The organism is Bacillus sp. FSL K6-0972, from assembly GCF_037976035.1.
Classification (GTDB): Bacteria; Bacillota; Bacilli; order Bacillales; family Bacillaceae; genus Bacillus; species Bacillus haynesii.
Genome location: NZ_CP150260.1, coordinates 1561339 through 1585892, shown reverse-complemented (window position 1 = coordinate 1585892; position 24554 = coordinate 1561339). Strand labels below are relative to the sequence as shown.

The 24554-nt window shown below is 45.3% G+C and carries 29 protein-coding genes; 4 read left to right on the top strand and 25 right to left on the bottom strand.

The window, feature by feature from the left end; translation table 11 throughout:
- Positions 1-101: 101 nt before the first annotated feature.
- Together MKX80_RS08070 and MKX80_RS08065 are read right to left on the bottom strand one after the other, a co-directional pair.
- The gene (locus MKX80_RS08070; RefSeq protein WP_268316476.1) at positions 102-1922 is read right to left on the bottom strand and encodes an ABC transporter ATP-binding protein; all 1821 of its coding nucleotides are present in this window, start codon (positions 1920-1922) and stop codon (positions 102-104) included.
- A 12-nt stretch (positions 1923-1934) separates the two neighbouring features.
- Positions 1935-3692 carry an ABC transporter ATP-binding protein gene (locus MKX80_RS08065; protein ID WP_268310322.1) on the bottom strand — a complete coding sequence of 586 codons (1758 nt, stop codon included), beginning with the start codon at positions 3690-3692 and terminating at the stop codon, positions 1935-1937.
- Positions 3693-3958: 266 nt separating this feature from the next.
- Between MKX80_RS08065 and MKX80_RS08060 the strand changes: the two genes are divergently transcribed.
- Positions 3959-4336: a hypothetical protein gene (locus MKX80_RS08060; RefSeq protein WP_154995913.1), complete on the top strand. Its 378-nt coding sequence runs from the start codon at positions 3959-3961 to the stop codon at positions 4334-4336.
- A gap of 31 nt (positions 4337-4367) precedes the next feature.
- Here the strand turns inward: MKX80_RS08060 and moaD are convergent, their stop codons facing one another.
- From moaD to MKX80_RS08030, 6 genes are all read right to left on the bottom strand, one after another.
- Complete coding sequence (moaD, locus tag MKX80_RS08055; protein WP_154995915.1) at positions 4368-4601, bottom strand: molybdopterin converting factor subunit 1; 234 nt, start codon at positions 4599-4601, stop codon at positions 4368-4370.
- On the bottom strand, positions 4598-5092 hold the full coding sequence (locus MKX80_RS08050) for a molybdenum cofactor biosynthesis protein MoaE (RefSeq protein WP_182070745.1): 495 nt from the start codon (positions 5090-5092) through the stop codon (positions 4598-4600). Before MKX80_RS08050 ends, moaD begins: the two co-directional genes overlap by 4 nt.
- Positions 5071-5598, bottom strand: coding sequence for a molybdopterin-guanine dinucleotide biosynthesis protein B (gene mobB, locus MKX80_RS08045; RefSeq protein ID WP_154995919.1), 528 nt, complete (start codon positions 5596-5598; stop codon positions 5071-5073). The genes MKX80_RS08050 and mobB overlap by 22 nt, the downstream gene beginning before the upstream one ends.
- Positions 5565-6857: a gephyrin-like molybdotransferase Glp gene (glp, locus tag MKX80_RS08040; RefSeq protein WP_154995922.1), complete on the bottom strand. Its 1293-nt coding sequence runs from the start codon at positions 6855-6857 to the stop codon at positions 5565-5567. Before glp ends, mobB begins: the two co-directional genes overlap by 34 nt.
- An 18-nt stretch (positions 6858-6875) precedes the next feature.
- Positions 6876-7889, bottom strand: coding sequence for a molybdopterin-synthase adenylyltransferase MoeB (locus tag MKX80_RS08035; protein WP_222592108.1), 1014 nt, complete (start codon positions 7887-7889; stop codon positions 6876-6878).
- Positions 7890-7994: 105 nt separating this feature from the next.
- Complete coding sequence (locus MKX80_RS08030; RefSeq protein WP_154995926.1) at positions 7995-8582, bottom strand: molybdenum cofactor guanylyltransferase; 588 nt, start codon at positions 8580-8582, stop codon at positions 7995-7997.
- Between the two features lie 152 nt (positions 8583-8734).
- On the opposite strand from MKX80_RS08030, the gene MKX80_RS08025 reads away from it, so the two are divergent.
- Entirely contained in the window at positions 8735-9691 is a 957-nt protein-coding gene (locus MKX80_RS08025) for a sporulation protein (RefSeq protein WP_154995928.1), read from the top strand.
- 144 nt (positions 9692-9835) lie between these two features.
- Here MKX80_RS08025 and rok read toward each other — a convergent pair whose 3' ends face one another.
- The 17 genes from rok to fadH all read right to left on the bottom strand — a co-directional run bounded on the left by rok (position 9836) and on the right by fadH (position 22837).
- Positions 9836-10423 carry a transcriptional regulator Rok gene (rok, locus tag MKX80_RS08020; RefSeq protein ID WP_020451209.1) on the bottom strand — a complete coding sequence of 196 codons (588 nt, stop codon included), beginning with the start codon at positions 10421-10423 and terminating at the stop codon, positions 9836-9838.
- A gap of 546 nt (positions 10424-10969) precedes the next feature.
- The gene (locus MKX80_RS08015) at positions 10970-11428 is read right to left on the bottom strand and encodes a redoxin domain-containing protein (protein ID WP_154995930.1); all 459 of its coding nucleotides are present in this window, start codon (positions 11426-11428) and stop codon (positions 10970-10972) included.
- Between the two features lie 89 nt (positions 11429-11517).
- On the bottom strand, positions 11518-12060 hold the full coding sequence (ahpA, locus tag MKX80_RS08010) for a biofilm-specific peroxidase AhpA (protein WP_003181325.1): 543 nt from the start codon (positions 12058-12060) through the stop codon (positions 11518-11520).
- A 293-nt stretch (positions 12061-12353) separates the two neighbouring features.
- Positions 12354-12599, bottom strand: a complete 246-nt coding sequence (locus tag MKX80_RS08005) for a YkuS family protein (RefSeq protein ID WP_003181323.1) — start codon at positions 12597-12599, stop codon at positions 12354-12356.
- Between the two features lie 62 nt (positions 12600-12661).
- Entirely contained in the window at positions 12662-13786 is a 1125-nt protein-coding gene (locus MKX80_RS08000) for an N-acetyldiaminopimelate deacetylase (RefSeq protein WP_154995932.1), read from the bottom strand.
- Positions 13787-13855: 69 nt separating this feature from the next.
- Entirely contained in the window at positions 13856-14566 is a 711-nt protein-coding gene (dapD, locus tag MKX80_RS07995; RefSeq protein ID WP_003181319.1) for a 2,3,4,5-tetrahydropyridine-2,6-dicarboxylate N-acetyltransferase, read from the bottom strand.
- 105 nt (positions 14567-14671) lie between these two features.
- Complete coding sequence (locus tag MKX80_RS07990) at positions 14672-15124, bottom strand: flavodoxin (protein ID WP_154995934.1); 453 nt, start codon at positions 15122-15124, stop codon at positions 14672-14674.
- Positions 15125-15153: 29 nt separating this feature from the next.
- Positions 15154-16047: an exo-alpha-sialidase gene (locus MKX80_RS07985; RefSeq protein ID WP_154995936.1), complete on the bottom strand. Its 894-nt coding sequence runs from the start codon at positions 16045-16047 to the stop codon at positions 15154-15156.
- On the bottom strand, positions 16037-16516 hold the full coding sequence (locus MKX80_RS07980; protein ID WP_154995938.1) for a flavodoxin: 480 nt from the start codon (positions 16514-16516) through the stop codon (positions 16037-16039). Before MKX80_RS07980 ends, MKX80_RS07985 begins: the two co-directional genes overlap by 11 nt.
- Before the next feature lie 130 nt (positions 16517-16646).
- Complete coding sequence (locus MKX80_RS07975) at positions 16647-17522, bottom strand: LysR family transcriptional regulator (RefSeq protein ID WP_154995940.1); 876 nt, start codon at positions 17520-17522, stop codon at positions 16647-16649.
- Positions 17523-17664: 142 nt separating this feature from the next.
- Positions 17665-18108, bottom strand: a complete 444-nt coding sequence (gene cbpB, locus MKX80_RS07970) for a cyclic-di-AMP-binding protein CbpB (RefSeq protein WP_003181307.1) — start codon at positions 18106-18108, stop codon at positions 17665-17667.
- A gap of 180 nt (positions 18109-18288) precedes the next feature.
- On the bottom strand, positions 18289-18468 hold the full coding sequence (gene abbA, locus MKX80_RS07965; protein ID WP_003181305.1) for an antirepressor AbbA: 180 nt from the start codon (positions 18466-18468) through the stop codon (positions 18289-18291).
- A 138-nt stretch (positions 18469-18606) separates the two neighbouring features.
- The gene (locus MKX80_RS07960) at positions 18607-19125 is read right to left on the bottom strand and encodes a ribonuclease H-like YkuK family protein (protein WP_020451199.1); all 519 of its coding nucleotides are present in this window, start codon (positions 19123-19125) and stop codon (positions 18607-18609) included.
- A gap of 218 nt (positions 19126-19343) precedes the next feature.
- Positions 19344-19586: a DUF1797 family protein gene (locus MKX80_RS07955; RefSeq protein WP_043927448.1), complete on the bottom strand. Its 243-nt coding sequence runs from the start codon at positions 19584-19586 to the stop codon at positions 19344-19346.
- 460 nt (positions 19587-20046) lie between these two features.
- Entirely contained in the window at positions 20047-20673 is a 627-nt protein-coding gene (locus MKX80_RS07950) for a DUF3993 domain-containing protein (protein ID WP_182070753.1), read from the bottom strand.
- 110 nt (positions 20674-20783) lie between these two features.
- Entirely contained in the window at positions 20784-22004 is a 1221-nt protein-coding gene (locus MKX80_RS07945) for an EAL-associated domain-containing protein (RefSeq protein ID WP_339228312.1), read from the bottom strand.
- Positions 22005-22072: 68 nt separating this feature from the next.
- Positions 22073-22837: a 2,4-dienoyl-CoA reductase gene (fadH, locus tag MKX80_RS07940; protein WP_268343391.1), complete on the bottom strand. Its 765-nt coding sequence runs from the start codon at positions 22835-22837 to the stop codon at positions 22073-22075.
- A gap of 145 nt (positions 22838-22982) precedes the next feature.
- On the opposite strand from fadH, the gene MKX80_RS07935 reads away from it, so the two are divergent.
- The gene (locus MKX80_RS07935; protein ID WP_154995950.1) at positions 22983-23840 is read left to right on the top strand and encodes a metallophosphoesterase; all 858 of its coding nucleotides are present in this window, start codon (positions 22983-22985) and stop codon (positions 23838-23840) included.
- A 177-nt stretch (positions 23841-24017) separates the two neighbouring features.
- Complete coding sequence (locus MKX80_RS07930; RefSeq protein WP_154995952.1) at positions 24018-24515, top strand: L,D-transpeptidase family protein; 498 nt, start codon at positions 24018-24020, stop codon at positions 24513-24515.
- The last annotated feature ends 39 nt before the right edge of the window (positions 24516-24554 follow it).

The window sequence follows — 24554 nt, the reverse complement described above, 5'->3', positions numbered from 1 at the left end:
ATGAATTACCAGTTTATACGCAGAATGGCCTAAAATGTTTCACAACTGTTCTCAAAAAAACGCCCCGGCCGCATTCTCAAAACGTGCGGCCGCGGACGGTTTCATTTTCGCTGAAACATTTGATACTGCGCTTTCACCAGCTCATAATACATTCCACGTTTTTCGATCAAATCCTGGTGATTTCCTTCTTCTATTTTCCGGCCGTGGTCAAGAACCAGGATTTTATCCGCATCCCTTATCGTTGAAAGCCTGTGAGCGATCATAATAGCCGTTCTGCCATTGAGCAGGGTTTTCAATGCAGCCTGTATCTTGACTTCCGTTTCTGTGTCAATGCTTGCGGTTGCTTCATCAAGGATCAGAATCCGGGGATCTGCCAAAAGAGCCCTCGCAAATGAAATGAGCTGCCGCTCACCTGCAGATAATACATTGCCGCGTTCTTCCACTTCTGTGGCATATGCATGCGGAAGCGCTGAAATAAACGAATCGGCTCCGACAGCTTTTGCCGCTTCGATCACTTCTTCATCGGCGGCGTTTGGACGGCCAAAACGAATATTATCCATAATCGTTCCGGAAAAAATAAACGTATCCTGCAGTACGATGCTGATTTGCGAACGAAGATCGGAAAGCGAGATATCGGTAATCGGTATTCCGTCCACTTTGACAGTCCCGCCTGTTGCATCGTAAAACCTGCTGATCAGATTTGCGATCGTCGTCTTCCCTGATCCTGTATGTCCGACAAGCGCGAGCGATGATCCCGCCGGTATCTCAAATGAAATGCTGTGCAGCGCCTTTCGATTTCCGTCATAAGAAAATTCCACCTGTTCAAATTCGATCCGGCCTTTTAATTCTTTTATTTTGACCGCATCTTCCTTGTCTGCAACACTCGGCTTTTCATCCAGAAATTCAAATATCCTCTCCGACGAAGCCATCCCCATCAACAGCTGGTTGTATACTTGGCCGAGCCTTGAAATCGGCTCCCAGAACATTCCGAGATAGAAGGCGAACGATACAAATACACCGATCGTAATCGTTTCATTGATAATCAAGCTTGAGCCGTACCAGATTAAAATGGCCGTCCCGACAGCATTTGTCATTTCTACAAGCGGGCGGAATGTCGCATTTTTTTTCGTCGCTTCCCGCCAGGCTTCAAAGTTCTCACTGTTGACGCCTTCAAAATACATCATATTCTCTTTCTCCTGCGTAAATGCCTGAGTGACCCGGATGCCTTGAATGCTTTCGTTCAAATGGGAATTCAGCTTGGACTGCTTTAAGCGCACCTTTTGCCAAGATCGCCGAATTTTCCTTCTGAGATTGGTAGAAATGAAGAACATAACAGGCAGCGTCACCATGATGGCGATGGTCAGCTCAGGACTGAGCGAAAACAGAATGACGATAATTCCAAAGAGAAGCAGGACATCCATCAATAGATTGATGACTCCGCTCGTAAACAGTTCCTGCAAGGAATTGATGTCATTCATGATCCGGACAAGGATGGAGCCTGCCGAACGCTCGTCGAAAAAGCGGTGTGACAGCCGCTGAACATGCGTAAACAAATGCTGTCTAAGATCATAAATGACATGTTGGCCAAGCTTGTTCATCCAGCGAATTCTTAGCACATTGCTAACATAATTGACAAGATATAATCCGCTGATGACGGAGATCAGAATCACAAGAAGATTCATATCCCGGCCTGCGATTGCCTGGTCGAGCGCATAGACGCCGATCAAAATCGGCACCGCCAGCCGGATCGCCGCCGAGATCATGACCGTTAAAAACGACAGCGGCAGCAAATTCTTTCGGTAAGGCTTTAAATATTTGAGCAGCCTCCACATCTGCGCCCAGTTAAAAGGCTTTTCAATGATTTGGTCTGAAGTATAAAAAAACCGGTTCATCAACGTTTGTTTTTTCGCCTGATTTTCCATAGCAAGAGCCTCCTATCCTGCAAAATGCGGCTCATTCAACACATTTTGATCTTTATACTGCAAATCAAAAATCCGTTTGTATAAACCGTTTTCTTCCATTAATTGTTCGTGTGTTCCCCTTTCCTTAACAACACCCTTATCGAGAACAAGGATTTCGTCAGCATGCTTTAAGGATGAGATTCTGTGAGCGATGATGAAAGTCGTCCGATCCCGCATGACTTCCCGCAATGCAAGCTGAATGCGGTGCTCCGTTTCCATGTCAACGGCACTCGTTGAATCATCCAGAATGAGAATGCCCGGGTTCAGACAAATTGCTCTCGCTATCGCAATCCGCTGTTTTTGGCCACCGGAAAGCCCGAGCCCCCTCTCGCCGAGCATCGTATCGTATTGGTTCGGAAGCTCCATGATAAAATCGTGCGCCTGGGCTCTTTTCGCGCTTTCGATGATCTCATCCATTGATGCATCAGGCTTTCCATAAGATATATTTGACCTGATCGTTGATGAAAATAAAAACGATTCCTGCGGGACAACGCCGATATTGGAGCGCAGCATCTTTAATGAGTAGTGTTCAAGCGGCTTGCCGTCGATCGTGATCCGGCCGGATGTCGGCTCATAAAAGCGGCTCAGCAGTTGAATGATGCTGCTCTTGCCTGACCCCGTAGCACCGATTAACCCAATCGTTTTGCCGCGCTCGGCCTGAAAAGACACCCCATGCAGCGCTTCTGCATTTTCTTCTGTATATTGAAGGGAAACATCGCTGAATACGACATCACCGTTCAGCCTGCCGTTTTTTACCGCATGTCCGCTGTCGGTGATTTCCTCCTCGGCATCAAGAATTTCCAGCAGCCTCTCTCCTGATGCTTTCGCCTGTGAAAACAGGTTGATGACATAACCCAGGTTCATGATCGGCCACATCAAGTAATTGACGAGACTGAAAAAAGCGACAAGCTCACCCGGTTTTAAGCTGTTCTGCATCACGAGCCAGCCGCCGAACGACAGCAGGGCAACGAGGCAGATATTGCCGATAAACTCCATCAGCGGAAAGAATTTCGACATGATAAACGAAGCGTTTAAATTTTTAGTTCGAAAATGGTCATTTGAATGAGTAAAGTTTTGAATCTCAAATTCTTCTTTTGATAAAGATTTAACGGTATTCATGCCGCTGATATTTTCCTGAACTTTCGTATTTAAACGGGCGAAAGATTTTCTTATGCTCCGAAAAGCGGGATGCACTTTTTTGTCAAACCTGTAGACAGCCGCTCCTAAAAACGGCAGAGAAGCAATCGTAACTAGAGTCAGCGGCACAGAATACGAAAACATGACAGACAGACTGAAGGTGACAAGCAGGATAAATCGAATCGCCTCAGCAAAACCGAAAGATAAAAAGAATCTGATGCCTTCGACGTCAGCCGTAAGTCTCGACATTAAATCTCCCGTTTTAGCGCTGTCATAATACTTGAACGGCAGACGCTGCAATTTCGCATACAGCTCTTTTCTTAACCGGTAGACAGAGCGGATTCCGAACATATCTCCAAGATACTGATGAAAAAAAGTGGCTGCACCCTTCGCCGCCATGACAGCGATGAACCCAAGGCTGATCCATATGACCATACCGTACCTTCCGCCGAGAATCACATCATCAATTGTCAATTGCAGAATAATCGGGTAAACAACGGTGATCGCCGTCATAAGAAGCATCGACACAAGCGACCACAAGAACATTTTTTTATAAGGCCAATAAAAATCTTTTAGTTTTTTAAGGGACTCCATTTGCACCAGCACCTTTCCAATTCATGTAAAACAAGGACACATCATCTAATATATCGGTTTACGAAATAAAATTCCACCGATTTTAAAAAATTCAGACTTATTATGGAGTTTTCCCCCTTCTTCCGTTTGAAATAAAGCCTGTTTAAAATGTGACAGCCGATAAAAAATAGTTTTTCAATGTCAAAGGAAATTTTTTGATGAATGAAGGAAGATGATGTAAAATAATAGAAAATGTTATCAAATTATGAATGACGGAGTTGATTGCAATGTCGAAAAGAGAGGCTTTAAAAAAACAGCTTCTCCTCTTAGGTGAATTGGAACAAAAAATCTGGAAGGACTTCCGGAAAGAACGCGAAGGGATTTATGCAAGGTTAGGAGAACTTGACAGACAAATCCAGCGACATAGACGTTCCAATAAAGAGTATTATGCAGCACATTGCGTAGACATTATTAAACAGCAAAAAGGAAAAATTGTAACGACAAAAGAACTGAAAATGAAACTGAAAGAAAGAACCAATTTTAACGTTCACCGTATTAGTGAGCTTTATGACCTGATTCAAAAATTAGAACCAAACATTTCGAAAGAACGGCGCGGCTGTTTTCTTTATCTTGAAAACGGTTCTAAAAAAAACGTCGGTCGGTGACAGGCTCTATGCCTGAACCGACCGACCGTTCTCATCCTCCGCTGACCGGGGGAATAAGAGCAACCGTATCTCCCGACTTGACCTCACTGTTTCCTCTTCTGTACACTTCGTTCACAGCGATCATCGCCCGGTCCGTCCCCTGAAGATTGTAAGTTTCTTTTAAAAACTGTCTGATATCGTCTGTTGTCGTCTTTTCTTCATCTATATCGATGCTCTGCGTCCCCGCTTGTTCCGCAAGCTGGGCAAACAGCAAAATTTTAATCAATGGTCAGCACCTCTTTTTCTGCCGGAAGCCGCTGCTTCCATATCTGGTTTCCCTTCCGGGTATTCAGTTGTCTCAAGCTGGTCGCCGATCCAAGTCTCGCCGTCCTCCCAATGTTCTTTTTTCCAAATCGGGACGATTTGCTTTATCCTTTCGATCGCATATTCGTTCGCTTCATACGCCGCTTTCCGGTGAGGCGACGACACGGCGATGACAACGGCCGCATCAGAAATGTCCAGCCTGCCGATGCGATGGGTAATCGCTGCAGCTGTACCAGGCCATTTTTCATTGATTTCTTTCCCGATCTGAGCGAGCATGCTGACCGCCATCGGAACATAGGCTTCATATTCGAGATAGAGGGTCTTTTTTCCATTGGTCCATTCTCTCACTGTTCCGATAAACGTCGTAATGGCACCGGCTTCCCTTCTTTCAACTTTTTTGACGACATCTTCGATGACAATCGGCTCTTTTGTTATGACAAATCGTTCAGACAAATGCCTTCCTCCTTTAGATGTTTCAGAATAAAAGCCACGGCACTCGGGTCTTCAATATGAAAGGATGGAACATCCGTTTTCGGCTCGCTCTGCTGATAAATGACGGCGATGATGCCATCCAATTCCTTTAAGAGCTGGCAGTCCGCTTCGTTTCTGATCATGACAACTTTTTGATACGGCGCATGTTTAAATCCTTCGATGAGAAGACATTCAACTGCTAAAACACCGTAAGCGGCAATCAGTTGGTCAAGCGTCCACTCGCCGCGCGCCGTCAGCTGAAAAACGCCCGCTCCTTCGACACCGGACGCAGCCGCCCCAGCCCGAAAAAAGCGGTCGGAATCCTTTCCTTCGGCAAAAGCATCCGGTTCTCCTCCATGTCCGTGATGTTTCAGGCAGCCAACCTTGACGCCGAGCTGATCGAGCTTTTCCGCCAGTTTTTCAACGAACGTCGTTTTGCCGCTGTTTTGGTACCCTACGATCTGGAGGATTGGAAAATGTGCGGCCACAGCTGTTCACTTCCGTTCTCATCCCGGTATAAAAGAACATGCACTCTTGCCCCGGCTTCATAGCCTCTCGTTCCGCCCGGCAAAACCATCAGGGCATTGGCATCTGCCAGAGACGTTACGGCGCTCGATTTATCCAGACCGACAGGCTCCGCATGAAGCGTGCCGTCTTTAATCGATACAAACGAGCGGACAAACCTTGTAAACGGATTAGGTTTTGGAAAATCCTTGGTTAAAACCGCTTCTGCACATAAAGAATACGGCTTCGGATGTTGCAGCCAGGTGCGCAGGGACGGCTTGACGAATAGCTCGAATCCAACGAAGCAGGCTGACGGGTTCCCTGACAGCCCAAACAGCAATTTGCCGTTTAATTGAGCGACAGTCGTTACACTTCCCGGACGCATCGCCACTTTATTAAACAGAACCTCGGCACCCAGCTTTTCGTAAATTGCCGGCAGAAAATCAAAGTCCCCTACGGATACCCCTCCGGTCGTAATCAGAAAATCCACCTTGTCCAAAGCTTTTTCCACCGCTGCAAAGCTTTCGTCAAATTGATCAGAAATCTTTCCTAAATAAAGGGGTTTTCCGCCTGCCTCTTCAACCTGAGCGGCCGCCATGCCTGCATTGCTGTTGCGGATTTTTCCGGGAACGAGAGGATCGCTGACATTCAGAAGCTCCGTCCCGGTGGCAATGATGCCTACCACAGGCTTTTTGACTGCAGGAACCGCTGCATATCCGAATGTTGCAAGCAAAGCGACAACACCCGGCGTTATCCGGGTTCCTTTCTTCACAAGAACCGATCCTTTTCTCGCATCTTCTCCGGTTTTTGATATATTTTCTCCCGGCTGCAGTGTGCGCTTCAACACCATATAGTTTTTACCGTCTTCTGAGAAGGTTTTTGTCAGCTCAAGCATGACTACCGCATCAGCGCCCTCCGGAATCTGCGCTCCCGTCATAATTCTGACGGCTTGAAAAGGGCCGAGCTTTTTACCCGATACGGCTCCGGCTCCAATGTGATCAACCACCTCAAATTGCAGCGGATTTTCCCGCGAAGCACCGGCGGTATCGCAGGCTCGGACAGCAAAGCCGTCGTAGGGCGAACGGTCAAAAGCGGGTACATCATGATCAGCCTTGACATCTTCGGCTAAAAATCTATGGAGACTCTCCTCAAGATGAATCCACTCTGTATCTCCCTGCTTCTGGTGCCGAGAAACACGCGCAGCGGCTTCAAAAACTGGAATGGGCGTTCTTTTTTCAATCATTAAAAAAACCTCCTGTTGTTACATTCCGATGACTCTCGCCAATATGGAGTTGGCTTCTTTTATATCATTTGTGCCGTGTACAAGGGCTCTTCCATCGTTAAATATAACGATTCTGAATGTCTCATATTGTACATGCAGCAAATAATCATTGGCATCCACTTTTCCGATGCCCGAAAGCTTTTTCATGAGCTCCTCTTTAGGCAGCCGTTTTAACATATCGCTGCGAATTTGGACGGTCTCTCTTCCGCACAGCACGTCGGCTTTCTTTTGGCTCATGTCGCTGAGAAAAGGATAAACCGGCGTTTCTCCGCACGAAGGGCATTTCTCATTGCGGCCGATCTGCATTCGATAGTGGGTATTAGCCCATAAATCAAAGGTGACAAAAGCGGTTTGCAGCGCTTCTTGCTGGCCCGTTAAGATTTTTAAAATTTCAGCTTGCTGATAAGCCGACACCATTTGAACGGCCGGCGAAATAATCCCCGACGTGTCGCATGTAGCCCCGCCAATCGGAACATCTTCAAACAGGCAGGCAAGGCACGGCGTTTTTTTAGGAATAATCGTCATATACATGCCCTGACTGCTGACACAAGCGCCATAAACCCACGGAGTGCCCGTCTCCTGCGCAAGGTCATTGATGATCATGCGGGTCTCAAAGTTATCCGTTGCATCGATGACAGCATCCGCCTCTTCGATTAGCGGTCTGAGTGTTTCAACGGTGCCGTCTGCAACATATGTACGAAGCTCAACATCGCGATTGATCTGGGAAAGACGGTCTTTTGCAGCTGCCGCTTTCGGAAGCCTTTCCTCCGCGTCTTTCTCTGTATAGAGCTGCTGCCTTTGCAAGTTGCTCCATTCCACATAATCGCGGTCTATAATAGACAGTGTACCGATGCCTGCGCGCACAAGCCCTTCAGCAGCTGACGTGCCAAGCGCCCCGGCTCCGACGATCAAAACATGGCTCTGCCTGATTCTGTCCTGACCCGCCTCTCCGATGTTTTGATATCTGATTTGTCTTGAATACCGTTCATGCATCAGGATGATCCCCTTTACTTCCTTTTCTATATCATACCATTTTTCAGTCTGCTGTCTTTTGAAAAACACCTTCCGAAAAACCCTTGCAATCTATGATAAAATATTTCATCCCGGAAAGAACGGTTCTATTTTATCTAAATCCGACTTTTTATTGACATTTATAAATTCCCGCGGCTCTGCCCCGACCGCTTCTGCTTCAATGTACTTGACGCGAATGCGGTCGAGAAAACTGCTGATCTTCAGTTCGTTCTGCTGAAGCTGTTCGAGGAGGACGGATTTCACCCTTCTGTGGTAGACGGCAATAAGCGGCTGCGTCCTTCCGTCTGCAACCGGCACGACGGCGTCATCCGCCGGTGTCATCTGCCGTTTTAAAGCCGAGATGGTCTCCTTCCGGACAAGCGGGGTATCACAAGCCGAAAAAATATAGCATTCCCCTTCCGTCCGCTCCATGGCTGTGTACATACCGGCAAGCGGCCCTTTCCCTCTGAACGGTTCGAGATCTTCCAGCACCGCTTTTTCCCCGAGTTCTATAAACCGCTCCGTCAGGCCCGGACGGCTCAATATCAGGACGTCGTCTCCCAGCGCCTGTTTGCACCATTGATAAAGCGGCTTACCTTTCCAGCGGGCAAACGCCTTCGGTTCCCCAAAACGGCGCGAAAATCCCCCTGATAATATGACATGTATTTCTTTCATGCAGCTCAACCTTCCTTCACGTGTTCCTGTCTGCGAACATCATAGCAAAACTTTAGAAATCCGAACAAGTCTGTAAAATCTCTTTTTCAAGAGGCATGGCGGGTTTCATTTATGCATATTGTAGTTGTAACATGTATAGGGGGCTGGTCACCATGAAAAAAACATCGGGTTCGCTGCCTTATTTTCATGATTTATCACAGGAAAACCTTTTTTTAAAGGCGGAGCTGGCAAGATCACATCAATTGATACACGAGCTTGAAGCAAGCTATTTTCATCAGAAAAATCATAAGCTCAGCCGGGAAAACGCAACCATGAAACAGCAGCTTCAGCAGCTGTCAATCGAACTGGAGCGGGTCTCGGCAAACAAGGAAGACGAGTCGGCCGAAACGCTCAACCGGATAAAAAGCGAACTGCTGGGTAAAATCGTTGTCCTTCAGGAGCTCCTTCAAAAAGAAACCTATGCAAGAAAACAAGAGATAGAAGAAAAGCACCGCCTTCATTTAACAAATGTAAAAGCCGAAGAGGAGAAGAAAAGCTTACATAGCCAGATAGAATACGAAAAGCTTCATGCAGAAAGAGAAAAAACGCTGAGGGAAAAAAAGGAGCAGGAGCTCAAAAACGCTGCCCATGAAAATGCCCGCCTGAAAGACGAACTTCACGCTAAAAGTCTTCAGCTCAAACAAATCGAAACAGATGTCGCGGTATTAAAAGAGCGGGTGACAGAAACGAAAAGCCGCCTTTTAGAAGCTGAAAAAACGAAAGAGGCGCTGTTTTACGAAACGATTCTATCTTATAAAAGGCAACTCGATGAAAGTGATAAGTGGATCGCTTCTCATTTTGCCGATATTGATACATTTCAGCAGACGGAGAAAACGCTTGAACAAAACGAGGAGGTCTTTGAACGGTCAGAACAGATCGAAGCGGTGCTTCAAACTGTTACAGAGCAAGTCGATCAGCTCCAACAACAATTGAGCGCCATCAAACAAAATGATACGAAAATGGATCAGAAAATAACAGAGTGGAAAAAACAGACGAAAGAAGAAACAACCCCACAAAAATGGGTCTATCAAATCAAACGGAAAGAAAAAGAAACAAAACCTTTAAATTGAATACCACTTTAAGGAATAATTTGGATTTTATAAAAAACCGCTTGAGTCGATTGTCTCAAGCAGTTGATTGGGCGGCTCGTTTAAAGCGGCCGCCTTTATGTTTCCGCAAAATGGAAACGCTATCTGGAAAAGCAAGGGTTTGACCTATTGCTGCTCTGTCTCAGTAGAAATCTCACCCTCTAATATATATTGACCGCGGTATGGTTTTTTGACTTCCGGGTACATTTTAATCAGGCTTTGCATAAAGGTTGTCATATTAGGGATCTCAAGTCCGCTCTCTTTTTCGATTTCCTTTTGAAGTTCGGAGCTTTTAATGGCCGCATTATGGCGTTTTAATGTTTTAATCGCCGCTTCACGCAGTTTTGCAGCTTTTGAGCCTGGACGTGCTGTACCCCTTCTGCGCCTTGTCGTTCCATCTGGAATTCCGGCAGGCAGTGAGGAGGTTTGCGGAGAAGTCTGCTGCTGGTTTTTTTGAGATGCTTGCGGCTGCTGTTGCTGCTGCTGGTAGCTCTTCATCTCCTGCGCAGCTAATTCAGCTAAAACAGGAAGAGATTCAGTTTTACGCTCTGGGCGAAAATCTTTTTTTGTATCATTAAAGCTGGATGGACGATCCAATTCACGCAGCTTTGCATATATGTTATCCCGCTCAATTTGATACTCCCTAATCACCTTAACTTCAGCCTCATTCAGCTGCTCTAATCTTAAACGCAATGCTTCCCTCTCGTTAAACATACCGTTTATACCCTCCTATCAGATAAATAAACCTTCCAATAAAAATATTAGATTACCAAACTAATTTTATCAACTATTTTTTCGTTTTTCTACTGTTGATTTCCGTTAAGAAAATAGAACTAAATTTCCGAAAAACTTGAAGCCTGAGGAGTTTTTGAAGCATTTCGGCCTACTCTAAAGACATTGTCGAAAAATGGTAAATAATGAAGGAACCTAGAAAATTACTTTTCACTGAAACATAATTTAGGAATAGAATCCACTGTTTAATCATGATGGAAAGTGTGAGATATCAATGATTATTCCGGCTTATAAATCCAGAATATTCAAAATTGCCAGATTTCACTTGTCGAATTTGCAATCTTTCATGCACGGGGATAGCCAGAAATGCTCCTGAAACAAAAACAGGCTATAAGACTCATCAAATGAAATAAACAGTGTCAAATGATCTATTTGTCAAAAGGGGCGGATAGAGGAAATTTTTTTTGTTTTTTTGTGATTGGGAGACTGAACAAATAAAAAACCCCATGAAAACGGGGCTTTTCATCTTTAGTCAGCAGACTGTTCTGTTTCGGCAAGAACGCGGTTCACACGTTTTTCGAGCATTTTCATTCCGCTGCCTCCAGCTTGAAAATGGCGAAGCTGGCCTGTTTTATCAAATACGTAATAAGCAGGGACATATTCATTTTCGAAAGCGTCAGTCAGCTTATGGTCGCTGTCAACAAAAATAGGTTGAGTGATATCATGTTCAGCGGCAACCTCTTTGATTTTGTTCAGGTCTAAATCGTCTTCTGAACGCGGCATATGCACGGCCACCACGTTTAGTTTATCACTGTAGCGGTCGCGGAATTCATTGACTTGCGGCATCGCCTCTTTGCACAAGTGGCAGCTGATGGACCAAAAATGAATTAATGTCGGCTTTTCTCCGATAAGCTGCTCTTTTGTCACTTCTCCGTTTAACCACTCTTTTGCGCCGGTCAGTTCCGGCATCGGCTGACGTAATTTCATGTTTTTTCCTCCATTGTCATTTTTGTCGATTAAAAAGGTCTAACAAATGTTAGACCTTTCCAATCTGATTTCTTATCTAAGAATAAAAATTAAAGGGTTGCTTGTCCCGGTTTCCAGTTTGCAGGGCAAAGACCGCCTGTTTGCAGCGCTTGGAGCACGCGCAATGTTTCGTCTACATCACGGCCGATGTTGTTATGGAACACTGTTTGATATTGAAGTTCGCCTTCTGGATTAATGATGAACAATCCGCGAAGCGCAACACCTTCTTCTTCAATCAGTACGCCGTATTCACGGGATACTTCATGGTTTGTGTCGGCAGCAAGCGGGTATTTCAGCTGGCCGAGACCGTTATCTTTGCGGTCTGTGTTAATCCATGCCAAGTGAGTGTGGATGGTGTCAGTTGAAACGCCGATAACTTCTGCATCAAGGTCTTCAAACTCGTCATAGCGGTCAGACATTGCTGTAATTTCTGTCGGACACACGAAAGTGAAGTCCATTGGATAGAAGAATAGAACTGTCCATTTATCATTTTTCATGTTTTCTTCAAGGCTTACTTTTCCGAATTCTTTGTTTGCAAGAACCGCTTCCATTTCAAAGCGCGGCGCTTGTTTACCTACCATGCGTTCTGCCATTTTATGTATCCCTCCAATTGTGATTTTTGGGTTCTGTTACCCATATCAAAATGAGAATTTAAATATTAAATTCTCATTTAGTTAATAACATCACATACATAATTCATTATAATACTTACCATATTTTTAGTCAATATTAATTGATAATAAATTTAAATTAGCGGCTGTTCTTTTATAAGCCTTTAAAAAAGTGTAACATGCCGTCGGATGAGGAAACAACCGTTTAACACGCAGTAGACGTTTTTTTGGAAAAACAAGTTAAAACCGAAGCTGGAACTTCGGTTTTATGTCTATTACTGAAGTTTTTGCTCAACCTGCTGACAGATTTCATCGGCAGTTAAACCAGTCGCCTGGATGACAGATGCTCCGGTCATCGTATCTGAAATACCGAGCATGTCAGTGTCCAGACCGGTGACAACGCAGCAGTCGCATCCTTTTGCATCGTCTTCGGTTTTCATCGTTACAACCTCATACCCTTTTTCCTTCAAAGCAGCCTCGACATCAGAAAGAGATTGTTCGATTCCGATTTTTTTCGACATGAAGAAACACCTCCACCAATTAAGATGCCACTTTTGCCGATTTTTTATACCAGCCGCTTGATCTAATTGGCTTTGGAAGAAAAATAAGCGGTCATGACACGGACTGCCGTCTCAAGCGCTTCCTCTTTCGGCTGCAGTTTGGCATGGTGAAGTCCGTAAGGTGAATCGACGCCAAGCCAAAACATGAAGCCCGGATACTTTTTCAGCATATAGCCGAAGTCCTCCCCTGTCATCGCTTCTTTTGAACGGACGACCTCTGCAAGGCCGTTTTCAGAAACGAACTGCATAAAGTCTTCGACTAAACCGCTTGAATTGTAGACCTGATAATATGCTGCAGGATAGCTGACTTTACCGCTGCATTGATAAGCCGTTTCCAGGCCTCTCACCATGGCCTCGATCCTTTTCTTTACCTGTTCCATTGACGCTGGGGACAGCGTCCTGATCGTCCCTTCAAGCCTTGCTTCCTGAGCGATAATGTTTTGTGCCGATCCGCCTGTAATCGTCCCGATGGTAATGACAGCACTGTCCAGCGGATCGACATTCCTGGCTACGATCGACTGCATTTGCGTAACGAGCGAACTGGCGGCGACCACCATATCTTCTGCAAGGTGGGGATATGCTGCATGCCCGCCCTTTCCTTCAAGTTCGATTACGAGCTCTGACGTATTGGCAAAGAGCAGCCCGCTTTTCGTTCCGATCGTTCCGACCGGGAGCTCAGGTGCGATGTGCAGCGCTGTGATCATGCTCGGCTCCCACTTTTTAAACAAGTCACTTTCAAGCATCGGCTCAGCGCCGCCCGGTCCTTCTTCAGCCGGCTGGAACAAAAACAGCAGATCTTGTTTAACCGGGTGGCTGACGAAATGATCGATGATGCCGAGGGCGATCGTCATGTGGAAATCATGCCCGCACGCATGCATCCTGTCCTGATGAACGGAAGAAAAAGGGTATCCGGTATCTTCCCGAATAGAGAGCCCGTCCATATCTGCCCTGTACGCCAAAATCTTTTCAGGGGCTGTCCCTTTAACCTTTACAAACAGTCCGGTTCTCCACTTTTCAATTTCAATCCGGTCTTCCGGATGCTTTGCTAAGTGGTTCAAAAGATAAGCCTGTGTCTTATATTCCTGAAAACCGAGTTCAGGAATTTGGTGCAGCTCTCTGCGAATCGCTGCTAATTCGTCCAATTTCATCTTTCTAACCTCCCCGGCGATATGAAAATGCGTGGATTGTCACATCCACGCACTTTTCGCTGCCGCTTCTTAAAGCTGGCGCAATTCCTGTTTGATTTCTGTTTTGCCTTTTGTTTTTTCATCGATGTCTTTGATTTTTTTCGCAGGCGTTCCCGCGACTACTGTGTAAGGCTCAACATCTTCCACAACGATCGCGCCGGCAGCAACAACGGCTCCTTTTCCGACAGTCACGCCTTCAAGTACGACGGCGTTTGCACCGATAACGACATCGTCTTCAATAACGACAGGTTTTGCTGAAGGAGGCTCAATGACACCGGCAAGCACGGAACCGGCTCCGATGTGGCAGTTTTTGCCGACGGTAGCTCGTCCGCCCAGCACGACATTCATATCGATCATCGTTCCTTCTCCGATCACAGAGCCGATGTTGATGGAAGCTCCCATCATGATGACGGCGTTATCGCCGATTTCCACTTGATCGCGGATGATCGCCCCCGGCTCGATGCGCGCTTTAATATTTTTCAAATCGAGCGTTGGGATCGCCGAATTGCGGCGGTCGTTTTCGATGACATAGTCTTCAATTTTGCCTTTGTTTGCTTCGAGCGCAGCTTGAATCTCCGCCCATTCTCCGAATACAACCCCTGTATTGCCTGTAATAAAAGGCTTGGCTGAAGCGCCGAAGTCAATTCCTTCAAGGTCGCCTTTCACATACACTTTAACAGGTGTTGATTTCTTACTATTTTGAATAAATGAGATAATCTCATTTGCATCCATCATTTTCATTATGTAAGTCCTCCTTCTCTTTTTCTCCTCATTACTGTATCAAAGGAAAGATTTAAAAACAAGAAAAAAAGGAAAGGGGCGTCCCGTTTCCTTTTTTATCAAATGTCATGCCGGAACTTCACATTTCTTTGCAAAATCCCTGCCGAATGCAAGCAGCATATCTTCTTCTTCATCCTCCGGATTCATTTCGATTTTAACGGACGGAAGCAACACGTCTCCGCCAAGCTCTGTGATTTTGTCCTCAAGAATGTCGACGGCACCGCAAAAATGCTCGTAAGAAGTATCTCCGGATCCGAAAACGGCAAACGTCTTGCCTGTGAAATCCATCCCTTCCATATCATCGTAAATATCTAAAAACTCATCTGGAAGTTCCCCGTCGCCCCATGTATAGGCGCCAAATATCATGTGCTGATAATCGTTAAAGAGCGCCGCATCTACATCCATCGCTTCATGGCGGTCCACTTCAGCCCCGCCCTCAAGAAGGCCTTTCTCAATTAAATCGGCCATCGCCTCTGTATTTCCAGACATGCTTGCATAAACCAGCAAAACTTTCCCCATCGTTATTCCTCCTATAAAACGCTATAAAATCAGTGGGCTGCAGCAGGCTGTTCATAAGGTCTGACAAATTTGCATTCATAAAGACCTGCGCAAAAGAAGTTCTCCTTTTGATTGGCCACTCTGAACCCATGCCCTTTAATCGTGTCAAACCATTTCAGCTCCCTTTCATAGAAATCAAGCTGATAAATTCTTGAAAAGCCGTCTCGGTCTTGCGCCGATGTGACATAGATGATTCCGTTGTCTTCGGACACATCCAGGAAAGATTCTTCATGCTCAACAAGGCCCTGCCTGATTTGTATTTCATCATTTGTGTGAATGTTGACCAAATCGACGGCACCGTGATTTCCCTTTTTGGACCCCATCGCACATACCAGCCATTCGCCTTCAAATGCGATCATCGAGGCGGTCATGCGGCCGGTTTCTTTTTTGATCATAAAAGCCGACTCTGATGCATAATCGTATGCCCAAACACCGCCGTGCACTTCATGAATCTGCGTCCCGATGTAAAGGCGCTCTTCATGGAGGCACAGAGAGCGAATAACGGGCGGATGACTCAAACCGGAAAACGGCTTGACGATTTTCCATGAAACGCCGAAATCCTCCGATATGTAAATGCAATGCTTCCCATGTGCACATACGAAGCCGTCCGTTCTCCCTGTGATCGACCAAATCGTGGCGTTTGTCGGAAAGCTTGAGATTGACCAGGTTGCACCTTGGTCTGACGATCTGATAATCGTTCCCCTCTCCCCTACGCCGAACAAATAATCGCCGATATAGGTGATGGAACAGATTTTGCTTTTTAATTGAAAGAGCTTTTTCCAGCCTTGCTCAAGTGAATAGTGAAAAATACCTTCCCGCTTGATGGCGACAAAGTAACCGGAATGCTTTGCCGAAGCAACGGCCGTTGCACCTTTATGAAACATGGGTCTCAGCCTGCCGTTTTTGCTGCTCTGCCCATCTTATAAAGCCTTCGGCAAATTCCTTGCAGCATTCGGCATCTTCATCCGTTTCAGGGGCAAGCTCTATTTTCAGGGTCTCTCGATAAAGATCAGCGCCGGTTCGTTCAAGCATGCTGTAAAACGTGTTGACCGCTTCGCAAAACCGGGGGTACGCATAATCGCCGGATCCGAAGCATGCCGCTTTCTTTCCTTTAAGGTCAATTGAAGAGACCTCTTCGTAAAACGATTCCGCTTCATAAGGAAGATCCCCGTCCCCCCATGTGTAGGTGCCGATTAAAAAAAGATCATATTCAGCCAATGAGTCGGTATCGACATCATCCATTTCCTGAATTGCGACATCAAAACCGTTCTCTCGCAATGTATCTTTGATGATCATCGCGATATCCTCCGTATTGCCTGACATGCTGGCATATGCAATCAATGCTTTAGACAACAGAATCACCTCTATAATTGATAATGATTTTCATTATTATATAGATACACTTTAAATGATAATGATTATCAATGTCAATAAATCATACAAAAAAAGCAGTCTCCTTTTTGGAGTCCTGCCTTTCTAGTGTTTATTCCATTGCCGTACATTCTTTCACAACCTCTACAAACGCCTGTACTTGCTTCAGCTGGAAAGCCGGCTCATAACCAAGCAGCCACGTATCTCTGCCGATTGCTTTTCCTTTAGCGTCAAGCAAAGGGATTTGATGAACATGGCTCGCGCTTCCGTGAAGCGTTACCGATGGAAGGATCGCATAACCGATCCCGTGGAAAGCCATCTGTTTGCATGTTTCAATTTGGTCGACAATAATGGTTTGTTTCGGCGATGTTTTGAACTTTTGGTGCCACCAGTGCTGAATTTCCTGATAGTACGTGCTGTCGCTTTTGAACTGGATGAACGGCCGTTCCGTTTTGGCAATGTCCTCAATGTTTCGGATCTCTGTATCGACAAGGTACAATTCGTCCCGCATCAAGTAGTGCTTCGGCCCTTTCCATTCCGGGTTTCCTCTGATAATGCCGATATGAACATGGTCTTCGTAGAGGCTTTTCAGCATTTCGCTGCTCCAGCCGGTGATGAGGGAAATTTTCACGTTTGGATATTGTTTGACGTAGGTTTTCAAAACGTTCGGAAGCCAATGCTGCCCGATGATCGAAGCCGCCGCCAATTTGAGCGTACCGTGAATCTCGCCCTCCAGCTCATCTATATTCTCTCTCACTTTTTCCTGTTCCAATGTCACATCTTTTGCAAACTGGATGATTTTTTCTCCGGCAGACGTTACAGTCAGCCCTTTTTGCGATCTTAAAAAAATTTTCGTTCCCCATGATTTCTCAATGGTTTGCAGCCGCTGGGACAAAGCCGGCTGGGAAACAAACAGGCGTTCAGCCGCTTTCCGCATATTTAATTCTTCCGCCAGAACGACAAGCATGTGAAGCTCTTGAAGCTGCATGGACATTCCTCATTCCAATAAGTTTTTCTTATCATACATTTAATCAAACGGCTGTTTTTTAATCAAGCGGGAAGTCAGGCTTCGGGGTATGTGCGGAGGGTTGGATGTAGCGCTGCAAATAAAAAATAGGCCGCTGCCGCGCCTATTTATTCAACGTCCTTAAATGCTTATTCAGCTGTTTTAATACGACACGCCTTGTAAAAATGCCTTCGAAAACCTGCTCTTCATTTTCGACACATACAAATGCGTTGTTAATGACCAGTCCGAACCCTTTCAAGATCGGGTCGTCAATTTTCAAGCGGGGGATGTCTGTCAACATAACTTCTTCAACATGAATTTTGTCAAGCTTCTCAAATTCGATTCGTTCCAAGCCGAAGATTTTATCCATGATCATATTCGTTCCGATTAATCCGTGCAAACGGAAAGAAGCGTCAAGTACAGGGATCGCGGTATATCCGGTTTTTGTCAAAACGAGAAGGGCATGTTCCAGATTGTTTCCGACTTGAACATGAGCTACTTTATCAGCATCGATCATAAACTGACCTACTGTCGTTTCAAGAAGTTCATCTGATTGCAAACTAATCATGATTTTTCGACTCCTTTTCAGCTTTAATCCATCAACGCATAATTTCCCTATACTACAATAATATAAACAGTATCAATATTTGTCGAAAACTTTCCTTTCTTTCAAGGTCAGTTTATCATTCAATATCCTTTTAGGAAACAAAAAAGATACTCTAATGAGTATCAATTGATATAATCTGACCTAATTTTCAGACCGGACACGGTCGTATAAGGTAACCAGTTTCTTATATGTCAGGCTATCCACATTTTTTGTACCCGTTTCTATATCATTGATCTCACTGCTTAGTAGCTCTACGGCATACTCATGGTCCAAAAGTACGTTCAGCAACAGTTTTCTCTCTTCTTCTGAAAAGCGTTCCATTCTTAACCAGCCCCCTAATTGATTTAGCTAGAGTCAGAAACGATATGTTCTCTCTAGTTTCTATAGGGCTAGAATATGAAATTGCAAATCAAACGTCAACCGCACATTTCGACATCTGTTCGATTTTCTTTCAAACAATTATTTTGTATACCGGTTTGCATAGCTTGAAGCTGTATAGGAGTCAGGTTTAATTTTGGCGCAGATCCCCATCGAAGTGATCCGGCCCGTCATTTCCTGGATTAAATCCTTTGTCATTCCTTTTTTTCCGATATCCAAGTGAACTTCAAGGGTTAAATCTGCTCCCTCGTCTGTAAACGGAAGAAGCAGATCCATGATTTCATTAAAATAATCATTTAAAAGATATGCGGCAATCTCTTGGCTGTAAGCTGTTTCAAGCGATATTTTCTCCCTGAGGCTATGTATCGGTCTGTTGACAACCGTGTTTTTCAGACAGCCCCACGCTCCTTTGCCTTTGCGGTGCAAATGGATAGCGGTGATAAACTTTGTGCAGTTCTGATGGATCTGCGAGTCTGTTCCGACGGACAGCAGGTAGCTTGCCCGCGGATCTTGGCGTATGAACGCCTTCAGTCTCCCGATCACTTCAGGAAATGTCATTTGATCTTCAGAAAGATTGTAAAAAAGAAAAGAATCAGCCATTGGAATGCCCCTTTTCATTTTTGATCCGCACCGAAGATGGAACGATTCGTCTGTCTGCTATCCTTTTTTAGTCGGTATATTTTTCAAGCTGAACCCGCAGCTCCCACATCTGTAAATTACATTCTGATTGGACTGGGCTGTCAGAACTTGATCCATATGCTCGGTTGTTTTGCAATGCGGACAAATAACGCTTGGAAAAGCTTTCATGCCATATCCTCCTATTGCTGAAGCAGTTCAAAGATTTCGATTGAAATCATATCGATGTTATCAAACGGAAATGTAGTAGGCTTATCACCTTTTTGAAAAACTGTCAGCTCAAATGTTTGGTTTTTTTCAAAATATTTTACGCTGCAAATTTTTTCTCCGTTTACTTCAAAATTGCGCTGCGTCGGTTCTCCGGCAGCCTCCGCAGTCTCTTGCAGGCTCTGCAGTCTCGTGATGATACCCATTAATTGTGACATTCTAAAAAAGACTCCTTTCAAAAAAACAACTTCAGGATCAACAAGTATTAATTATAATACAAGTTCTACAATGCATCATACCACAAAGTATCAGCCGATGACATTTTTCCTTTTTGATCATGAAAAAGAAAAACCGCTTTTTCATAGTTTGAGTTTTCTTTTTTCATGTCATACATGAAAAATATTTTTTTGACTGCAGAGGAGCCTATTTTAACCACCAATTTAGATTTATGGAGCAACAAGATTGTCTTATTCCTTTTCCCGTGCCTAAAGCCCAAAAATCCCGCGGCTATTTGAAGTGCGGGATTCCATGCAAATAAAAAACTTGGCGGGGGCAGCGCCAAGTTTTTTAAAATCTTGATCTGATAGAGGGGTTGGGGAACAGAGAGGTTCATCTCTCTATAATTAAATGATAATGATTATCAGTATCATTGTCAATGGTTTTCTTTAAATTCTTTTTTTAGCTGAAAAATCCGGCCAATGTCCAGTTAACATCGATGACAAAAAGCGGGAATACAGCCTGGTCTGCTTCCTTGTTATCCGCAAAACTCGAGCTTGTTTCTTTCTCATCCGGTTGTTCGAACATCATTTCTTTTCCAGCCGGTTTTGTATCAGATTGACCGATATCCGTTACTTTGAAGCTGCCTCCGATATTCTTCAGCGTCACCGTCTGATAATTTTTTTGATATGAAACAGGACCGCCGTTTTGATCTCCAACACATTCATATACGGTATAGCTCCCGTCTTTTTCCGCCACTTTTGTGTCTTCATCATAGCTGAAGAAAGGGATTGCAATTTCAGGCGCGTCTGTTCCGTAAAAAATCCACCCCGCTTGTTCGGGAAAGGCGTTCGCCTCTACATACTTCGCTGCCATGGCGTGTTCCATATAAGGCTCCAAGAGGGATATCATGTCTGTTTTTGTTCTTTCCTTTTCGGTCAGCTGAAGATGGACGTCTGATACGGATTGAAGGGTCTCAAATAACGACGCTCTTGTCGGTTTTTCTCCGGCTTCGGCAAAATCCGCACAGAGGAATACAAAAGTCACAGTCAAAACCGTGCACAGTAAGGATGACCGAACGTTCTTCATATGATCCGCCCCTTTTTAGCATATATATTTTCACATTTTCCTTTATATACGCGAAACAAACCTCTCGGGATTCATTTTTTCCAAAAGAAAAAGCGGCGAATGGCCGCCGCTTAAATTAATCCGTCTTGTTCGTATAAATATGAATAGGACAGGTCAATGAACAGATACAATTCTTCATCCATCGGATAGGAAAACGTTCTGATCATTTCCCCCGTTTCGATATCGCTGTACAAATCGCTGAAAAACCCTTTTCTCATCGTTCTCATCCTCATGATATTCTCGAGAAAATAAGGGCGCCAGCTCCAGTTTTTCCCGATGTATTCAGGCTGAAATATCCATGCTCCGTCATGTTTAAATACGTTTTTCGTCAGCTGAATACCGTCTTCATCGCACATGTAAATTCTAAAGCTGCAATCTGTCAGTTCTTTTCCGAGATTGAAGAGAAACTCATCGTCTGAATGAGCTGTTTTCTTTAGCGATGTGACAAGCTGATGAATCCGTTTGTAAAACTGCTCAGAGTGGTCGTACAGAATGGTTAGCTTCTTCTTCTCATGCGTGATAAACTGGTGAAACTCGGCCTGCAGCCGGTCCTTTATTACATCCCGTTCGATAAATTCATCCTTAGGCAGCTCAAGATACTGCCCCTGAAAATATCGGCCTCCGTTTCTCCATGCGTATTGCAGCTGAAAGCTCGCCTCAATATCTTCGTAAAGCAAAGCGGCTCCAATTTTTCTGGCAAGGAGCGATATGCTGTACAGCACATATTCATAGGAAGGCGAAGGAGAAGACAGCTTGAGCGGCTGAAGGTCAATCTTTAACAAATCCGGGGAAAGAAGAGCGATTCTGTCGAGATTGCTGCTTTCCTTTCCAATATTATCAACAGCGACTTTAATTCCGTATGTACGGTAATAGGTCAGCAAATGATGCAGCTGTTCAATATCCCCTTCAAACTTTTGCTCCGTGATTTCGATAACGAAACGGCTGAGCTCGAGCCCTTTATCCTGATATTCCATCAACAGGTCGAGGAACGATTCACCGTGATCCATCATCAGCACATTTGCATCTTGATTGACGAAGATGAGCAGGTCGCGCCCGCTGTCCAGAAAATGATCAAGTGCCTGGTGGATCACCTTGAGGTCAACCTCTTTCTTGTATTCTTCCGGAATTGTCGGATCAGAAAAAAACGGCCCGAGACTCTTCACTTCAGATTCTACCTTGATACGCCCCAACACTTCATAGCCGATCACCTTTTGTTCTTCAGCACTGAAGATCGGCTGATAGTAAGGAATGACATCTTCAATGTTCGTTAAAATATCGAGTGGATCCAACATGGCATATCACCTGCTTCTAATCTTTGTCTGATTATACCATACCGGCTCACACCTTTGAATTTGAAATCTTAAAACGGACGGGGATTCAGCCACTGACCGCCATCCATCGTCACACACTCCCCATTGACATATCCCGCCTGTTCAGAAAGCAAAAATGCGGCGAGTCCCGCAATTTCTTCAGGGGTGCCCAGCCTTTTGAGCGGAACGCTTTTAATTGTCGCGCGCGCGGCTTCTTCTGATTCAAACAATTTTTCGGCTCCGCCCGTCCTCTCGATCGGACCGGGCGCGATGGCATTGCACCTAATCCCGTATGCACTTCCCCACTCAACGGCAAGCGTCCTTGTCAGCGACAGCACACCTGCTTTTGCCGCCGCGGAATGAACGACACCGGCACCAGCGCCCCATGCATATGTCGCGACCATATTTAAAATCTGGCCGCGTTTCTTTTCCTTGATCCAGTAGCGGCCGGCCGCCTGGCTGCAATAAAATGTGCCGTTCAGCACGATATCGATGACCGCCTTCCAGCCGTTAACCGACATTTTTTCAGCCGGGCAGATAAAATTGCCTGCGGCATTGTTAACCAAAGCGTCGATCGTGCCAAAGCGTCCTGCCGTCTCTGTGATCATCTGTTCCACATCTTCAACAGACCGGACATCCATCCGGCATATGGCCACCTGTCCCGCAAATGTTTCAATTTCTTCTTTGGCCGCTTCAAGTGTTTCTTGTGTTCTGCCCGTAATCATTACATTCCAGCCTTCTTCAGCCTGCTTTTTGGCGATCGCTTTTCCCATTCCGTTCGACCCGCCGGTCACGATTACAACTTTTCTGTCCATATCCATCCCCCTCGTTATGAATGAGTATTCATTCAATTCATAGTTTATCATATAAGTTAAAAAAAATTAACAAAACATGCGGCCTGTCCTAAAATGTCTTTTCTGGATGATATAATGTAGAGATTCTATTAAAGGTTGGTTGATTATGAAAAATCCGTCCAGAAGACAATTTTTAAAAGGCATCTTAGGCCTTGCCGCAGCAGGGCTCTTTACCGCTGCCGGCGGCTTGGGCTATGCGCGCTATCTCGAACCGCACATGCTTGAAACGAACTTGATTCCCATTCGGCATCGGCTCATTCCTAAAGGGTTTGATCAATTTCGGATCGTTCAGTTCAGCGACACCCACTTAAGCGAATACTTTACAGCAGACGAGCTTTCAAATGTTGTCAGCCAAGTGAACGCCCTCTCCCCGGACCTTATCGTATTCAGCGGGGATTTAATAGATAAACCGCATCGCTACCGGGAACACGAGCGTGCTGTAAATGCCTTAAAAAAGCTTTCAGCCCCCTATGGAAAGCTAGCAATATTCGGAAACCATGATCACGGAGGCTATGGAACAAAAGTCTATCAGACGCTCATGACATCGGCCGGTTTTCGGGTGCTGCGAAACGACTTGATGAAGCTTGAATTGATAGACGGAAGCGTGATTGAGATCGCTTCGCTCGATGATTTGATGCTCGGCAGCCCGGACTATGAAGGCATCCTGTCAAAGCTGAGCGAAAAAGCCTTCTCGATTTTGCTCGTCCATGAGCCTGATGCTGCTTTAACGGCAAAACAATTCCCCGTCAATTTGCAAATATCCGGACACACCCACGGCGGACAAATTCAGATTCCCGTATTCGGTCCTTTAATCACGCCTCCGTACGGAGAAATTTATACGGAAGGGATGTATGAAACAGCCGGAATGGAAATTTATGTCAATCGAGGAATCGGCACGACCAGGCTGCCGCTCCGCTTTCTGTCAAAGCCTGAAATCACCGTGTTCCAGCTTGAATCCATTTAATCTTGACCGGCCCTTTGGCTCAAAACGCAAGGCATCTGCATACATTAAGTAAAAACCTTCCCGCTCCTTTCATCCAATCTTTATCAAAAAAACGAAACTTCCCCAGCCTCTTTCCGTCTATATATTAGCAGCGGAAAAGGCTCTCTTTTCGTTTTTGAAAAGGAGATGTGCTGATTATTGCTGATGTACCAAGTAAAACCTGGAGAAACCCTGGAAAGCATCGCCGCCGATTTTAGAACGACCCGGCAGGCTTTGCTGCAGGCGAATCCGGGCTTAAACGGCGGCCAAGTGTCCGCAGGCCAATCGATTATCATTCCCGGCATTAGAAACCCGGACACAATCCCTTACCGGATTGTCGTGTCTCTTCGAGGGAGAACGCTCAGATTGTATGAGCAAGCCAGACTTGTAAAAACATATCCGATTGCCGTCGGAAAAATCCTCACACAGACGCCGAGAGGCGAATTTGTCATCGTCAACCGGCAGCCAAACCCGGGCGGCCCGTTCGGTGCCTACTGGCTGAGCCTGTCAAAACAGCACTACGGCATCCATGGAACGAATAACCCTGCGTCAATTGGCAAAGCTGTTTCAAGGGGATGTATCCGCATGCACAATCGGGATGTTCTGGAACTTGCTTCTATCGTACCTAACGGAACCCGAGTGTCCATTACACCTTAGGCTAGTACATTTCCAGACAAATGCAATTTGAACAATCCA

Coding starts and splice junctions, on each gene's coding strand:
- MKX80_RS08000 (WP_154995932.1), bottom strand. CDS start 13,786: ATGAAATTGGACGAATTAGCAGCGATTCGCAGAGAGCTGCACCAAATT.
- MKX80_RS07975 (WP_154995940.1), bottom strand. CDS start 17,522: ATGCAGCTTCAAGAGCTTCACATGCTTGTCGTTCTGGCGGAAGAATTA.
- fadH (WP_268343391.1), bottom strand. CDS start 22,837: ATGGACAGAAAAGTTGTAATCGTGACCGGCGGGTCGAACGGAATGGGA.
- MKX80_RS07950 (WP_182070753.1), bottom strand. CDS start 20,673: ATGAAGAACGTTCGGTCATCCTTACTGTGCACGGTTTTGACTGTGACT.
- MKX80_RS08030 (WP_154995926.1), bottom strand. CDS start 8,582: ATGAAAGAAATACATGTCATATTATCAGGGGGATTTTCGCGCCGTTTT.
- MKX80_RS08065 (WP_268310322.1), bottom strand. CDS start 3,692: ATGGAGTCCCTTAAAAAACTAAAAGATTTTTATTGGCCTTATAAAAAA.
- MKX80_RS08060 (WP_154995913.1), top strand. CDS start 3,959: ATGTCGAAAAGAGAGGCTTTAAAAAAACAGCTTCTCCTCTTAGGTGAA.
- abbA (WP_003181305.1), bottom strand. CDS start 18,468: ATGGAACGCTTTTCAGAAGAAGAGAGAAAACTGTTGCTGAACGTACTT.
- rok (WP_020451209.1), bottom strand. CDS start 10,423: ATGTTTAACGAGAGGGAAGCATTGCGTTTAAGATTAGAGCAGCTGAAT.
- glp (WP_154995922.1), bottom strand. CDS start 6,857: ATGATTGAAAAAAGAACGCCCATTCCAGTTTTTGAAGCCGCTGCGCGT.
- MKX80_RS08005 (WP_003181323.1), bottom strand. CDS start 12,599: ATGTCGAAAAAAATCGGAATCGAACAATCTCTTTCTGATGTCGAGGCT.
- MKX80_RS08035 (WP_222592108.1), bottom strand. CDS start 7,889: ATGCATGAACGGTATTCAAGACAAATCAGATATCAAAACATCGGAGAG.
- MKX80_RS08070 (WP_268316476.1), bottom strand. CDS start 1,922: ATGGAAAATCAGGCGAAAAAACAAACGTTGATGAACCGGTTTTTTTAT.
- cbpB (WP_003181307.1), bottom strand. CDS start 18,108: ATGATTAGTTTGCAATCAGATGAACTTCTTGAAACGACAGTAGGTCAG.
- MKX80_RS07935 (WP_154995950.1), top strand. CDS start 22,983: ATGAAAAATCCGTCCAGAAGACAATTTTTAAAAGGCATCTTAGGCCTT.
- MKX80_RS07955 (WP_043927448.1), bottom strand. CDS start 19,586: ATGTCACAATTAATGGGTATCATCACGAGACTGCAGAGCCTGCAAGAG.
- MKX80_RS08015 (WP_154995930.1), bottom strand. CDS start 11,428: ATGAAATTACGTCAGCCGATGCCGGAACTGACCGGCGCAAAAGAGTGG.
- MKX80_RS08025 (WP_154995928.1), top strand. CDS start 8,735: ATGAAAAAAACATCGGGTTCGCTGCCTTATTTTCATGATTTATCACAG.
- ahpA (WP_003181325.1), bottom strand. CDS start 12,060: ATGGCAGAACGCATGGTAGGTAAACAAGCGCCGCGCTTTGAAATGGAA.
- MKX80_RS07960 (WP_020451199.1), bottom strand. CDS start 19,125: ATGGCTGATTCTTTTCTTTTTTACAATCTTTCTGAAGATCAAATGACA.
- MKX80_RS07990 (WP_154995934.1), bottom strand. CDS start 15,124: ATGGGGAAAGTTTTGCTGGTTTATGCAAGCATGTCTGGAAATACAGAG.
- MKX80_RS07945 (WP_339228312.1), bottom strand. CDS start 22,004: ATGTTGGATCCACTCGATATTTTAACGAACATTGAAGATGTCATTCCT.
- dapD (WP_003181319.1), bottom strand. CDS start 14,566: ATGAAAATGATGGATGCAAATGAGATTATCTCATTTATTCAAAATAGT.
- MKX80_RS07985 (WP_154995936.1), bottom strand. CDS start 16,047: ATGTTTCATAAAGGTGCAACGGCCGTTGCTTCGGCAAAGCATTCCGGT.